Here is a 13,222-nt window from a genome sequence, read left to right as displayed (position 1 = left end):
TCAGTTGTTTGACAGGATGGCCGTCACTTCGCGTATGTTCATGGATGATCTTTCCGGCGAAGTTCGGGATGTTCAAAGGCGACAGAATCCAGGTTGGCCGCTGACGTTCGTGTCAAGCATGGCCGCCTGCTTGTTTCCTACCGGAGCGACACCATCGTGCTTGCGTGCCAGACGCTCGAGACCTAAATTGGCGAAATGCTTGATCATTCGTCTCGACAGCTGTCGCCGTCAAATATCCCAATGGATGCGCTAAGCGAAGTCCTACAAGACTTTCGCTTGAATGGGGTCAACTATGGGCGGTGCGAACTCCAACATCCATGGAGCATCGCCTTTTCGCACCAACAACTGCTTCGCTTTCACTTCGTCAGCCAAGGTCCGTGCTGGATCCATACCGAAGCCCAAGGATGGCAGGAGTTGCACGATGGTGATCTGGTGCTACTGCCGCAAGGTATCGCACATCGATTGGCCAGCGCGCCAGATGTTGAGGGCGACTCGCTCGAAAGCTGTCAGATAACAAGGTTGGGCAGCAACGTTTGCGAAGTGTTACGGGAAGGAACGGGTACGACCAGCACGCTGTTCTGCGGCTCCATGGCTTTGAGCGCATATGCCCTCAACCCTCTGATCGCCTTGATGCCGCCCATCATCAAGGGCTGCGATGTAGCCGGCAATGACCCGATCGTTGGTCCGCTGCTGGCGGCCATGACGGCAGAGGCTTCACAGCCTCAGATGGGCAGCGCTACTGTCCTGTCCCGCATGGCGGACTTGCTCGCAGCGCGGCTTATCCGCTGCTGGGTCAATTGCAGCGGAGCCTCGACCACCGGCTGGCTCGCCGCCATCCGCGACCCCCACCTCGGTCGTGTGTTGGCAGCTATGCACCGAGACCCAGGCCATAACTGGACCCTAGAAAGCCTCGCCAGTGTGGCAGGCCAGTCGCGCTCGATCTTTGCCGAGCGCTTCAGCGCTGTCTTAGGAGAGGGTGCGGCACACTATCTTGCCCGTCTGCGGATGCAGCTTGCCCGCGAATTGCTAGGTCAAAGCGGCATGTCGGTCGCCGAAGTTGCCTCCCGGTTAGGTTACGAATCCGAGGCATCCTTCGCGCGCGCCTTCAAGCGCATCACAAGCGTCTCGCCCGGCGTTGTGCGTCGCACAAGTTCCGGACGAATAGACATGGATTTCGGATTTTAAGACACATATCATCCCAATAAGTTCGTCTATGAAATCTCCGAACGCAGGAGATGACTCAATGACGGACACGAGATCACAACTAGACGACGCGGCGATAGACTTTCATACCGCCGAGCCAGCCGCGTGGAGCGTGGCTACTTGGTTCGCCGTTCTTTCGATGGCGGCTACCAGCTTTGCGCTGGTGTCAGCTGAGTTTTTGCCGGCAGGCCTGTTGACGCCAATGGCGCGCGATCTTAGCATTAGTGAGGGAACAGCCGGGCAGGTCGTGACCGCGACCGCTTCCATCGGCGCGGTGACCGCCTTGTTGAGCAATGTTCTCATCGGCAGAATGAACCGCAAGACCGTACTCGTTGGTCTCAGTGCGTTGGCAATTGGCTCTAACATACTTGCGGCGCTAGCGACTGATTTTTGGTTATTATTGTTGGGTCGAGCCGGATTGGGCATCGCGCTTAGCGGGTTCTGGGCGCTTTCGGTTGCCGTCGTGGCGAGGCTGGTGGGTGCGAATGCGACGGGTCGGGGGATGGCTATCGTCACCCTCGGGGTCTCGCTCGCCACCATAGCTGCACCGTCGGTGGGCGCTTTGATCAGCGACTGGCTGGGCTGGCGTAGCGCCATGGCTATGACAGCAGGGCTTGCGGCGCTTGCCATGCTGCTGCAGGTACTCAGCTTGCCGACGCTGCCCGCAAGCACAGGCAACAGTCTTGCCGATGTTTTTAGCCTGACAGGGCGGCGTGGCGTTCAACTCGGAATGCTTGCCATCCTTTTGCTGATGACGGGGCATTTTGCTGGTTCTGTTTATGTGCGTCCGTTCCTCGAAAAAGTGACGCTCCTGGAAACCGGGCCGATTGCCATGGCGCTGCTCGGGTTTGGTATCGCCGCCGTGATCGGAAATATTGCGGGCGGCCGAGTGGCCGACGTCAATATCCGCATGGCACTCGCCATTACGGCAGCACTAATGGCATTTGCGGCGCTCGCGCTGGTGCTTTGGGGCGTCCACATCGGCGCTGCCTTCGGTTTCGTTACGCTTTGGGGCTTCGCCTTCGGCATGGCGCCGGTGGTGCTGCCCACCAATCTTTCCCGCGGAGCACCCGACGCTCTGGAGGCAGCGGGGAGCCTGATGGTCGTCTCTTTTCAGGTTGCCATTAGTATCGGCGCGGTTTTCGGCGGCTATGTCGTCGATCATTACGGCGCCGTTGGGCCCTTGACCCTTACCTCCGCCCTGGCCGCATCGACCGTCGCTTTGGCGCTGACGCAGCCGCGCAGCTGATCTTCGCTGCCGGGTTGAGCAACCAGGCGCAATCGGCCTGACGATGGTGTTGAGACGCCTGTGCATCTCTAAGGCACCAGCTGGGCGCATGCCGGGGCCGAGTAGCGCTCCTGGCGCTCTGGAAATGAGGCCGCCGGCAATCGTCGGCGGCCTCGATCGTGTCAGGTTATAATGACGTCCTTACCTTCTGCCTTGAGGCGCGCGAGGCCGTCCTTCATCTGCTGCAGCTGTTCAGCCGAGTGGAGTTGCCAGTCCGCGACTTCGCCCACGACGCGAAGCGGTTCGCGAAAGCGATCTGACCGGGAAAACGTCTTGTCAGTCAGGTGTGCAAAGAGCGAAAGCCTACAGGAGCGGACCGGTCTCTTCGAGGAGGACATCCCTAGCGGGTGCCCGCGCCCGATTTCAGCCTTGCCACGGGTCGATTACGATCACGCCGGTATCACCGAAATCCTGAACATTACGCGTGACCATAGTTAAACCGTGAACCAGCGCGGTAGCGGCGATCAAAGCATCAGTCTCGTTGCGGCGGTCTGGAATATGTAAGTGGGCACAACTCGTCGCTATCGCGTCATCAATTGGCAGAACCCGCTCGGCGAATTCAGGGCGAACACGGCTATCCATCCATCCCCGCAAGCGAGAACCCTGGGCGGCGTCGCGACGCTGGATGGTTAATATCCCGCGCTCAATTTCCAGGATCGTAATCGCGGAAATGAACAAGTCATTGGAATCTTGCGCACCGACCCACTTCGTCACATTGGCATCTGCTTTACCGTCTCCAACTTTGCGCAGCTCGGAGACGACGTTTGTATCCAGCAGGTACTTCAAGACAGATCGACCTCGCGAGGTGCAATTTCGGCTCTCAGTGGCTCCCATTCGATCGTCGACAAACCAGGCATTGAAAGAGCCTCGACGAGATTCCGGCGCTTGCCGGTCAAGCGCTCGAATTCGCTGTACGTCATCAACACATGGGACGGCTTCCCGCGATCTGTAATAATTACAGGTCCTTTTTTGGCAGCCTTCTTTGCCCTACTGACGTCATGGTTCAATTCCCGGCTAGACAAACTTGTGGTGCTCATGGAATGTCTCCATGTAGGAACATACCTACATATATGATGTTATTGACTGTAGAGCAATATCCAAGATAGCCGCCTTGATGGGGATCGAGCCGGCCCAAGAGGTTGTTTTATATAACAAACATACACCACCATACGCACGCCGGGCAAAGCCGTCAAAGTATAACGTTTGAGAAAACTGCTACGCGACGCCGTACAGATCGCGGTACGCGGCATCGGCAATCCGGGCCTTAGTGCCGACCTGGGGCTTGAACGGCATTTCAGGGATGTCCAATCCGTGCTCGTCCATGCGCCGCAGGAAGATACATCCATTTCGATGCTAGGCCGGACCGCGTTCGATCGATGGAATCGGGAAGCCACCCCCTCGAGCTATCCGACCGGGCTCGCCGTGGTCAAAACAGCCTAACGAAACAGGAGCCTCACCCGATTACCGCCCTAGATCTCATGCCATTCTGATCGTTTGTGCATGCGGCATCCGCCCCTGGCTGCAACCTGCTTTGCATGACCGAGACGAACTCGCAGAAGGAATTTAGATGAGCAATGATCTGATCGTCGGCTACTCGGGCAATATCTCCCCCGTCGCGCACCAGGCGTTTCGCGGAGAGCCTAGCAGCTTCACTGGCGAAGCAGCCGGCCTGCAGCATACCGTCTTCGACGTCGGAGACCTCGGCACATCGCTGGCGGCCGCAAGGTCGGTGGCGGACCTCGATCCGGCCGCAAGAAAGGTGATCCAAACAATCGTCGAGGCCGAAGCCTCGTCATCGGTTCTCCAACCTAAACAGGGAATTACACGGGCCTGTTCAAGCATGTCTTCAATTTACGGGATGCAGCAGACTTGCGCGGTAAAACCCGTCATCCTGACGGGAGCCGGCGGGGGCGATCGACACTTGCTCGTTGTCGAGCATCAACTTCGCCCCCTATTCGCTTTCTTTGAGGCTTGTTCTGCCAACGGCAATCTACCCCTCGAGCCGCGATTTCACCGATGGCAAACCGTCAACGGCTATACTCGGTCGCGTAAACCAGGTGCTGGCGGAGGCCTCCATCCTCGTGCAGGCGCGCTCCGCAGCAGACGCAATTGCAGCGGAATAAGTACTCGGCCGGCAAGGGCCTGATCGCCGCCGGCTTCGTGGGGAAACTGAAATATCCTCTCTGGTGCAAAGTCAAAACGTCACTTTGCGCTGTGATCTGACCGGCTGGTCCGGGTTGCAAGGGACGGATCGGGGCGGGCGGATCGCTCGCCAATGGCGTTGCCAGTCAGGAGACCGCATCACTCTGCGGCAATGAGGCGATATTCCCGGCGTCGAACTCCGGCTCTCCCTGGAATGCGTTCCGGAGAAGACGTTGCCACGCGATTTGGAGAGGGAACGAGGACGCGAACCCCCTGCTGTTCATCACAGCTCGTCAAAAGGACCAAATCGCGCTTTGGACGTCGCCGCTGCTTCTCAATCTGGACGGAGTGTCTACATTGCTGCCTGCGCACGCATAGCCTCCATTGGCGAGAAAGTGATTGAAGAATAAATTGCAATATATACAATATGATAGTTAGCTTTCCGATAGTTAAAATTTAACTCCCGACAACACACGACATCAAAAACACGCGCTGATTCAACATGAGAAACGTGCGACTCTGCACCGAGCTTGAAGATGAGGTGCAGTCCTATTTTGAGGCTTCCGGCCCTCGAGCTGCCGTGACGAGTTCTCTACCCATGCAGCAATGTAAAGGGGCTACGACGTCCGTGCCAACAGCCAGGTTTGCGTGGAACAAACGCGGTGCCTACATCCGGTCTGGACATGAGCGGCCTGCCGGAAAAATACCATAGATGGGCTAATCGGCTTCGTGCCCTATCCCATCCGTAGGGAGCAAGGGCCTGCACCACCTGCCGATGATACAGTCGCGTGTCGGAAACCAGGCACAACCATCATGCAGAGGAGCGCAGCCATGAAACACTATGCCGGCCTCGATGTCTCGGTCAAAGAAACGAACGTCTGTATCGTCGATGAAAGTGGGAAGCTATTCCGTGAACGGAAGGTGGCATCTCACCCGGAGGACCTCGTCGCCATGCTGAGTGATCCGGAGTTCGGCTTGGAGAGGGTGGGCGTTGAGGCTGGCCCCTTGTCCCAATGGCTGTTTGAAGGACTGGCAAAGGCGGACTTGCCCGTCTTCTGTATCGAGACGCGCCATACCAAGGCATTCCTGGACGCCCTGCAACAGAACAAAAGCGACAGGAACGATGCACGCGGTATTGCCCATATGATGCGGGTCGGCCTGTTCAAGGACGTGCATGTGAAGACGCTCACCAGCCAGAAGCGCCGCGCCTTGCTAACGGCCCGATCGCTACTGCAGGAAAAGGCTATCGATCTGGAAAACGAAATGCGCGGGCTTCTGCGCAACTTCGGACTGAAGGTAGGTCATGCCTCGGGTGGCACCTTCGAGAGAAGGATACTTGAGCTTGTCGAAAACGACGCTGATCTGAGGGAGATCATGGAGCCACTGCTCGCCGGACGACGCAAGTTGCGAGAAGGGCTCGCAAGACTGGAAAAGAGGGTTCTAGCCGAGGCGAAGCAGGACGAGGTTTGCAGGAGGCTGATGACGGTGCCCGGCGTCGGTCCGATCGTCTCGCTGGCCTATGTTTCGACGATCGATATTCCCAGCAGGTTTCGTCATTCCCGATCGGTCGGAGCGATATTGGGCCTCACCCCTGTCCTGAAACAGTCCGGCGAAATGAGCCGGGTCGGCCACGTCTCTCTGCGCGGGGACGCGATGATGCGGCGACTGCTGTATGAGGCCGCCCAGTCGATGATGACGCGCGTGGTGAAATGGCGCTGGCTGAAGGCTTGGGCCATGAACATTGCCAAGCGGCATGGCAGCAAGAAGGCCAAGGTCGCGTTGGCCCGCCGTCTCGCTGTCGTCATGCACCGCATGTGGATTGACGGCTCGGAGTTTCGCTGGTCAAGGGAGGACACTGTCTCAACTGTTGCGGCATAACGATCAACCATAGAGCCGTTTAAGGTATTCGAATCCAAGCTTCCGCGTAGCAGCGGAAGACGTCCTTCGCGGACGACGGTGATGTGAGCTCGTGGCGGCGTTTATTCCGATGATCCGTCATCAGGATGCAGCATAGATTGGACCACATCATCTACTGGACCCCATCATGGGAGGGCCGAGTGCCGATCCCGGAGAGAAGCGCGGGCCGCGAAAAGACGTTAACGCTGCATGAGCCGGACGCAGATAACGCCGGCTCCTGTCGAGCAATGCTTTCGGCTGGAAAGCGCCACAAGCGGACAAACCAAAGAGCGTCGCTCCATGCCGCGGCAGGAGAAAATTGACGTGCAAGATCGCCTCGGCGGAGCGCCAAGGTTTTCCACGAACTGTTTGAAAGATCAGCCGACTAACCGGGTCGTTGAAAAGACCGACAGGAATTCAGCTTTTCACAAAGTCCGCCGCGCTGAGGGGAACAGGTCTGTAGCCGTCGACGTCGGCAATGTCATACTCCCGACCCAGCTCTGCCGCGACCAGGACACGCCCGGATTTCGACATCAGCGCAGGGTCCCGCCAAAGTCCGGCGATGACATGGCCGATGAACCTCGGGGACTCGGAGTTGGACAAGTCGAAATATTCGGCGTTCTGCATGACGGCTTCGGTGCGTACCAGCCCGGGATAGAGTGCGACGGCGGCGACTTTATGTGGACGCAGTTCATGTGCGAAGTCCGCGGCCATCTTGTCGGCGGCGGCTTTGGCCATGCCGTAGATCGTGTTGCCGTCGTAGAATTGAGCTGCCCAGAATGAAATATTGACGATCAGACCGCGCTGCGTCGAGATCATCGTCGGCGCCACTGCGCGCGACATCATGAAAGCCGCCCTCAGCGCGGTGCCGATCATTGCGTCCCACCGCCAGACGGGCTGCTCCCAGAAAGGGCGCGGCCAGGTAAAATCGCCATCCTCGACCATGTTTTCATAGCCGGGCCATGCATTGTTCACCAGAATGTCCAGCCTGTTGGCGGCCCTGATCTCTTCAGCCACGCGCTCGGTTTCGGCGTCGTTGCTGTGGTCGCAATGATGAACGACTAGTCGTCCGGGTAATGCCGCAGCCTCAAGCGCAAGGCCCTCCAGCGATCCCGCGCGTTTACCTCCCAGGCTTGCTTCCGCCTCGGAACGGGTCCTGCCGGTAACGTGGACCGTGGCTCCCTCGGCGAGCAGCGACAGCGCAATCCCGCGGCCGACACCGCGGCTTGCGCCCGTAACCAACGCGACGACATCTTTCATACTGGCTAGCCTCCCATACGATGGCTGTTGCAGGCAGGGGACATCGGAATTCTGCTGCGGGCAGAAAACGGATGCTTGCCGCATGAAACCCTAGGGAGCAGTCAAATACAATCTCGCGTAGTCTGCCCGATTAGGGCCGACTGCCGCCATGGCACAGATGCGCCAATTGCGGTCATTGCGACAACCCCATGCCCGGCCACCTGTCGCGTCCGCCCTACTCGAATCTCAGTGGTAGAGAATTTGTTTTCTTAATGGTCTTCAACATGATACTCGACTTTACCGAGAGCAACCCTCCCGCCTTATGAATTATCCGCTCAAGGAATTCGCTGAGGTGATCAAGGTCCTTCACCGTGATCTTCATCAGAAAGTCGGCGTCACCAGTCTGGGAATAGCATTCAAGGATTTCGGGCGCGTCTTCGATGAAGCGATGCAGCCTTCGATTTCCCTCTTCCGTATGAGAACTCAGACTGATCGTGGTGTAAGCGGTCACGGCCAGACCGAGCTTTTGGGCGCTTAGAACGCAGACCGACTTCTCGATGTACCCCTCCTGCCGCAACCGCTCCAGACGCCGAGCGCATTGCGAGCCCGAGAGCGCGACGCGCTCGGACAGTTCGGCGTTGGTGAGGTCGGCGTTATCTTGGACCGCTGAAAGGAGGCGGATGTCGAACTGATCGAGCATGATGAGGGTACTTCCTGCGCATAATCCGCGTAATTACCTTGAGAGTGCAAAAAATTCGCACAAAAAACAAGGTGGGCGCGTGGGAATGCGGCCCGTCCGCAGTTTGAAGGCGCTATTTTCAAGCCACTTTAACGACCAAAGCCGCTCAACGCGCCGACTACCTCAGGAGATACGAATGCTTTCACTCGACGTCGCAATCTCGTTCGCGGCCGCCGCTACGGTCTTGTGCTGGGTGCCCGGCCCGGACAATATATTCGTGTTGATCCAGTCCGCGATCTACGGCCGCACCGTCGGCATTTGCGTCACTTTGGGGCTGTGCGCAGGGCTCGTATTTCACACACTCGCGGTCGCGTTGGGCGTCGCCGCGATTTTTCAGATCTCCGAACTGGCCTTCAACGGATTGAAGTTTGTCGGTGCTTGTTATCTGGTCTACCTCGCATGGAAGGCATTCAGGGCGAGCCCTGAAAAACTCATCGAAGGCGAAAGCGGCTCCGTTTCTGCACGCGGCATGATCCTCCGGGGCATGGTGATGAACGTCACGAATCCCAAGGTCGCCATATTCTTCCTTGCGTTTCTGCCACAGTTCACGTCTCCGGCCAGCGGCAACGTGGTGCTCCAGATGTTGGCATTGGGCGCAATCTTCATTACCTGTGCTTTCTTCTCGTTCATGACTATCGCCCTTCTCTCCGGTTCGATCAGCACATGGCTCAAAGGCTCCGATAAACGACAGCTCGTCCTCAACCGCAGTGCAAGTGTTGTTTTCGTCGGCTTGGCCGCGAAGCTGGCGACGGCCCATGCATGAGATTAGAAGAGGTCGGCAAGCGGTTCGACGCGCATATGCGTGGGAGACCACTGTCCGTGTCCGCTTAGGCCGATTGCGGACGATAACTTGCCTCCGCGACTACTGATAGTCGGAAAAGAGCTTGACCTCAGCCCGTCGATTAGAGAAGCGCAGCCTTCTCCGGCGCTTGACCTCGCCCATCAAAGGTTGCACCCTCCGATCTTTAAACCTTTCGGAGATTCAATGGCCTCGCGAATTTTCTACGTCCTGGCTGTTCTGATTGCAGCAGGTGCGCTTCTCTGGTGGGCGTTGAACTGGTGATACACCCGAGGAACGCGAGCGAATCCGGATGGGTTTCGACAGAATCCGTGGGGGTATCCATACGCTACCCGTCGACGACTGGCCCCGCCAGCATCGCGAGGCTTTCTTCGGTCTGAGCGTTGACCTTAAACAGCAGCGACTGAGTATTCGTCCCGGAGCTTCATAGTCGTTTGCCGGCTGGTCGCAGATTTTCTGGCGACCGCTGAAAAACACATTTTCGTCGCCGGATCGTTGCACACTTGCTGCTTCTTCCTTTCGCTGAGGTCAGAAGTGACCGAGGGCCTTGCCTGCCGACTTGAAGGCTTTCTCGCGCGATTGGCCAGTTGCTAAGCTCAAGTGTTTTGGCACCCAGGAATTGCAGAGTATAAAGCTTCGAAGACACTACGCAGTGTCTCGCCTGCTTCCCTAGGACGGAAGGCCGTATAGCAGGCGCGACGAAAGTCGCAAAACTTGCTGGACCTTCCGCCGTTCCCATTGGACCGGCTTCTGGCGATCCTTTCTCCACCGCAAGATCGCGGATGCCGACCCATCTCCCAGCTAGGATCGCCAGTCCCGACGGCGGACTGCTCGATAGATCATTTTTGCGCATACCGTGGCGCCGCCTTCGTCGGCGCCAGCCGCTGCCTGGTTCTGTAAATCGGAGCCGATTTAAGGACGAAACCAGGCAGTGGTTCAAACTGTTACAGCGACGCTTGCGCGGCTGAAAAAGACGCACGGCGCCGCAATGGCAGCTTCAGGCAAATCAGGCCGGACGTTGGTCTGGAAAGAACCAGCCCGGCCACGGCAGCCACCGCAAAGGGGGGTGTGATGCTTGTGACATGTTATCGAACGAACAGGGGCGAAATTCCCTTAAGACGAATTGGGCAAGCTGCCGCGGCGATCATGGTTAGCACGGGGACGCCGACGCTGGCCGAGGCTCATGTCAAATGGTTTGCGCCGTATGACATAGCATCAGCCTCACGACCATTTGCAGAAACCTTGACGAGCATCTGGTTCTGGCTTGCCGTCGCGATCGCGATCCCGCTCTTCGCTGTCACCGTCGCCGTCGAGTGCACCGTCGTCGGCGATAGGATACTTATGGCTATGGACCGTCTGGCAGCACCCCTGTGGAACCGGGCTGACGACTTCGTTCGCGCCGCGACGGCAGCCTTCTTCATCGCCATCTTCGCTCTTGGCGGTGTCTATCTTACGCCTGACCTAAGAACGCGCTCGGAATGTGTCTCGTGGGCACAGTTGTTTATCGCAGCCGGCCTCTTCTCGCGCCGAACGATGTTGCTTTCCGCCATGGGGATACTCGCGCTCTGGGGTACGGCGCTTTATGAGTATCAGCTCTTTCATCTGCTCGACTATCTTGTGCTTGCCCTTGGCGTTGCCGGCTATCTCGTGTCGTTCTCGCTTGAGGGGTCTTCGTGGCAAGAACAGCGTTTCACCATTCTGCGCTTTGCGATCGCCATTACACTGATGCGCTCCAGCCTCGAAAAGTTCGCCTATCCGGACTGGTTTTATCCGCTGGCGCAGGACAAACCGTTCCTGACCTTCGGGATGCCGGCGGATGTATTTCTGCCGATGGCAGGTGTCGTCGAGTTTGTCCTCGGCCTCGGATTGATCTGGACACCTATCGTGCGGCGGTTTTCTGCCATAACACTGCTGATCATCTTCAATGCGGCCGTCATACCATTTGGACGACTGGACTTCGTTGGCCACGGTCTGATCACAATGATGCTGGTGGTTGCGGCGATCGACCCGTCTCGCGAGATCCAAATTGCGCCGGGTTTCCGACGAGCGATCGTCGGTGCACCCATCGGGTTCATTGCTGCCTTGGCGATCCTGGCGCCCACCTACTGGAATTTACATGCGGTTCTTTATGGTCGCGACACGCCGACGCAAATATCAGCGCACGCTGGACACCGCCTGGCGATATCAAAGTGACGGCCTTTGAACACACAAGGACGGGGGTCTTTCTTCTGTTCGCGACGGTGTCCGTGATTGCGGTCCTGACCGTGGTCGTGGCGAGCAATCCGATCCACACCTCATTGGCGTCGATGGCTTTTTTCCTACAGATCTCATTAATCTTCATCTTGCTCGAAGCGAGCCAAGCCATGATTGCGCAGCAAATACGACGACGTCCCATATTCCCGATGTCGGACTTTGGTCCCGCCCGATGGCGGCCTATGTCGCACACTTCGTTCAACCTAGGTCTATGTCTGGGGGACCGTAACATCCCTACGATACAGGCGGGTCGTAGTGCGAATGCCGGCAACCTCGCGCGTCGAGGAAAGGAGCCGACCGAGGAGGGGCAATGGACTACAGCGCATTCTTCAGCAACGCCCTGGATGGGCTCCGTCAGGAAGGGCGCTATCGCGTCTTCGCCGACATAGAAAGAGTGGCGGGCGCCTTTCCGCGTGCCCGCTATCACGACGGCGAGCGCGTGCGCGACGTCATCGTCTGGTGTTCCAACGACTATCTCGGCATGGGACAGAACGACAAGGTCCGGCAAGCCATGCATCGTTCGATCGATCTGTCAGGCACGGGCGCCGGTGGCACGCGCAACATCGCCGGCACCAATCATAGTCACGTCTTGCTGGAGCGCGAATTGGCCGACCTTCACGACAAGGAGGCCGCCCTGCTGTTCACGTCGGGCTATGTCTCCAACTGGGCGGCTCTGTCGACGCTGGCCGCGAAGCTGCCGAACTGCGTCGTATTGTCCGATGCCGGCAACCACGCCTCGATGATTGAAGGCATTCGCCATTCCCGCGCCGAGTACCGGATTTTCAAGCATAACTGCCCGGACGACCTGGCGCGCTGTCTGCGCGAGGTCGAACCCGACCGCGCAAAGCTGGTCGCCTTCGAGTCGGTCTATTCGATGGACGGAGACATCGCGCCGATTGCCGAACTGTGCGACGTTGCCGAGCAATATGACGCCATGACCTATCTGGATGAAGTCCACGCCGTCGGTCTCTACGGTCGGCGTGGCGCAGGGATCGCGGAACGCGACGGGGTCATGAATCGTCTGACAATCATCCAGGGCACGCTCGGCAAGGCATTTGGGGTCATTGGCGGATACATCGCCTCAAGCGCGCCCGTCATCGACTTCGTGCGCTCTTTCGCGTCCGGCTTCATCTTTACGACGGCGCTTCCGCCGATGCTGGCGGCCGGTGCGCTCGCCTCGGTGCGGCACCTGAAGGAAAGCCAATGGGAAAGAAAAGCGCAGCAGGATCGTGTTCGGTTGCTGCGCGAGCGTCTCGACGACCGGGGCATTCCCCACCGCGCCAATCCCAGCCACATCGTGCCGGTAATGGTTGGCGACCCCGTGAAATGCCGGACCGTCGCCAATCGGTTACTCGACGATTTCGACATCTATATCCAGCCAATCAACTATCCCACGGTTCCGCGCGGTACGGAAAGACTGCGCATCACCCCCTCCCCTCTTCACAGCCGTGGTGACATCGAACAACTCGTCGAAGCACTGGATGAGGTGTGGGAGCAGACCGGCCTTGCCCGGGCCCCAAGGACTCGCGTGAAAATGCCTCAGGCAGCGCCGGCACATGCTTGGCGCCCCAAGGAGCCGGCTATGTGCACGGCCTGCCGCCAGCTCCTGGCGATGAGCAGCGACCGCGCCATGCTGGAGGCTCACCCCCGGGCGTAGAGAGGT

General features: G+C 58.4%; 10 protein-coding genes and 2 pseudogenes. 8 read left to right on the top strand and 4 right to left on the bottom strand.

The window, feature by feature from the left end:
- The first annotated feature begins 195 nt into the window (after window positions 1–195).
- Together FHT71_RS19240 and FHT71_RS19235 are read left to right on the top strand one after the other, a co-directional pair.
- Window positions 196–1,185: an AraC family transcriptional regulator gene (locus FHT71_RS19240; protein ID WP_165933152.1), complete on the top strand. Its 990-nt coding sequence runs from the start codon at window positions 196–198 to the stop codon at window positions 1,183–1,185.
- A gap of 58 nt (window positions 1,186–1,243) precedes the next feature.
- Window positions 1,244–2,452 carry an MFS transporter gene (locus tag FHT71_RS19235; RefSeq protein ID WP_132592771.1) on the top strand — a complete coding sequence of 403 codons (1,209 nt, stop codon included), beginning with the start codon at window positions 1,244–1,246 and terminating at the stop codon, window positions 2,450–2,452.
- 402 nt (window positions 2,453–2,854) lie between these two features.
- On the opposite strand, the gene FHT71_RS19225 is transcribed toward FHT71_RS19235, so the two are convergent.
- Window positions 2,855–3,277 carry a type II toxin-antitoxin system VapC family toxin gene (locus FHT71_RS19225; protein WP_183721481.1) on the bottom strand — a complete coding sequence of 141 codons (423 nt, stop codon included), beginning with the start codon at window positions 3,275–3,277 and terminating at the stop codon, window positions 2,855–2,857.
- Complete coding sequence (locus FHT71_RS19220) at window positions 3,274–3,528, bottom strand: type II toxin-antitoxin system Phd/YefM family antitoxin (protein ID WP_183721479.1); 255 nt, start codon at window positions 3,526–3,528, stop codon at window positions 3,274–3,276. Before FHT71_RS19220 ends, FHT71_RS19225 begins: the two co-directional genes overlap by 4 nt.
- A 178-nt stretch (window positions 3,529–3,706) precedes the next feature.
- On the opposite strand from FHT71_RS19220, the pseudogene FHT71_RS31810 reads away from it, so the two are divergent.
- The 3 genes and pseudogenes from FHT71_RS31810 to FHT71_RS19215 all read left to right on the top strand — a co-directional run.
- Window positions 3,707–3,931: pseudogene (locus tag FHT71_RS31810) on the top strand (acyl-CoA dehydrogenase); the annotation flags it as partial.
- A 127-nt stretch (window positions 3,932–4,058) separates the two neighbouring features.
- Window positions 4,059–4,614 (top strand): annotated as a pseudogene (locus tag FHT71_RS31805) (NAD(P)H-dependent oxidoreductase).
- Between the two features lie 850 nt (window positions 4,615–5,464).
- Complete coding sequence (locus FHT71_RS19215) at window positions 5,465–6,511, top strand: IS110 family transposase (RefSeq protein WP_183721476.1); 1,047 nt, start codon at window positions 5,465–5,467, stop codon at window positions 6,509–6,511.
- Between the two features lie 435 nt (window positions 6,512–6,946).
- Here FHT71_RS19215 and FHT71_RS19210 read toward each other — a convergent pair whose 3' ends face one another.
- Complete coding sequence (locus FHT71_RS19210) at window positions 6,947–7,789, bottom strand: SDR family NAD(P)-dependent oxidoreductase (RefSeq protein ID WP_132592672.1); 843 nt, start codon at window positions 7,787–7,789, stop codon at window positions 6,947–6,949.
- A 214-nt stretch (window positions 7,790–8,003) separates the two neighbouring features.
- Window positions 8,004–8,468: an Lrp/AsnC family transcriptional regulator gene (locus FHT71_RS19205; protein WP_132592674.1), complete on the bottom strand. Its 465-nt coding sequence runs from the start codon at window positions 8,466–8,468 to the stop codon at window positions 8,004–8,006.
- A gap of 85 nt (window positions 8,469–8,553) precedes the next feature.
- On the opposite strand from FHT71_RS19205, the gene FHT71_RS19200 reads away from it, so the two are divergent.
- From FHT71_RS19200 to hemA, 3 genes are all read left to right on the top strand, one after another.
- Window positions 8,554–9,270: a LysE family translocator gene (locus FHT71_RS19200; protein WP_246718037.1), complete on the top strand. Its 717-nt coding sequence runs from the start codon at window positions 8,554–8,556 to the stop codon at window positions 9,268–9,270.
- A 1,278-nt stretch (window positions 9,271–10,548) separates the two neighbouring features.
- Window positions 10,549–11,499, top strand: a complete 951-nt coding sequence (locus tag FHT71_RS19195; protein WP_246718036.1) for a DoxX family membrane protein — start codon at window positions 10,549–10,551, stop codon at window positions 11,497–11,499.
- Window positions 11,500–11,869: 370 nt separating this feature from the next.
- Complete coding sequence (gene hemA, locus FHT71_RS19190; RefSeq protein WP_132592680.1) at window positions 11,870–13,216, top strand: 5-aminolevulinate synthase; 1,347 nt, start codon at window positions 11,870–11,872, stop codon at window positions 13,214–13,216.
- Window positions 13,217–13,222 lie beyond the last annotated feature (6 nt).

Source organism: Rhizobium sp. BK060, assembly GCF_014193145.1.
In the GTDB taxonomy this organism is placed as follows: Bacteria; Pseudomonadota; Alphaproteobacteria; order Rhizobiales; family Rhizobiaceae; genus Rhizobium.
This window is presented reverse-complemented; position numbering and strand designations above follow the sequence as displayed.